At 47.2% G+C, this 629-nt stretch carries 1 protein-coding gene; it reads right to left on the bottom strand.

The genetic code is table 11. The annotated features are described in order from the left end of the window. Positions 1–255 (bottom strand): CDP-alcohol phosphatidyltransferase family protein (locus tag ACTHUM_RS17410; RefSeq protein WP_440403612.1); only part of this gene is annotated, 255 nt, incomplete at its 3' end. Positions 256–629: the final 374 nt, after the last annotated feature.

Here is a 629-nt window from a genome sequence, read left to right as displayed (position 1 = left end):
GAGTAGGGCAACGGCAACCATGAGTTTGTCGGCAACGGGGTCGAGGAATGCGCCAAAGTCGGAGGTTTGTTTCCAGCGACGTGCTAAAAAGCCGTCAAACCAGTCTGTAATAGCTGCAAGTGCAAAGATGATGGCGGCTGTCCAGTTGACGGTTTGTAGTTGAATCCATGTGTTCGGTAAATAGAATAGGATGGTGAACACGGGGATTAATAGGACGCGCATCCAGGTAAGTAAAATAGGTATGTTCCAAGGCATGGTTTGTGACCTTTTGGATGATGTGTCGGATTGTCCATTATAGCTTATTTGCTCACTGGGCTTTTTTGAGTGTTGTTTTTTTGCCGACAAGTAACGTGGGCAAAGGGCTTTGTTATTCGGGTTGTGAAGAAAGCCTGTTAAGGCCGTCTGAAAAATGGGTTGTTGAGGGGTGTAAATGTTTTTGGGCAGGTAAGTGGCTGCAAAATAGTGGGCAACGAGGTCGGCTTGCTGCTCGATATTGAGTTGGTTGAAGTGAGGCAAAGGTATGGGATAGGCGTAAGCTTCGCGTTTCCTATATCCGCCTTTGAGCATAATGAATAAACCGGACAACCAAACTTTGTGACCGCGCTGGTGTTGCCAGACGTGTGTAAGCT

The sequence above is a fragment of the Neisseria sp. P0021.S006 genome, assembly GCF_051956895.1.
Note: the sequence above shows the minus strand (reverse complement) of the source record. Positions and strands in the feature narration are given on the sequence as shown.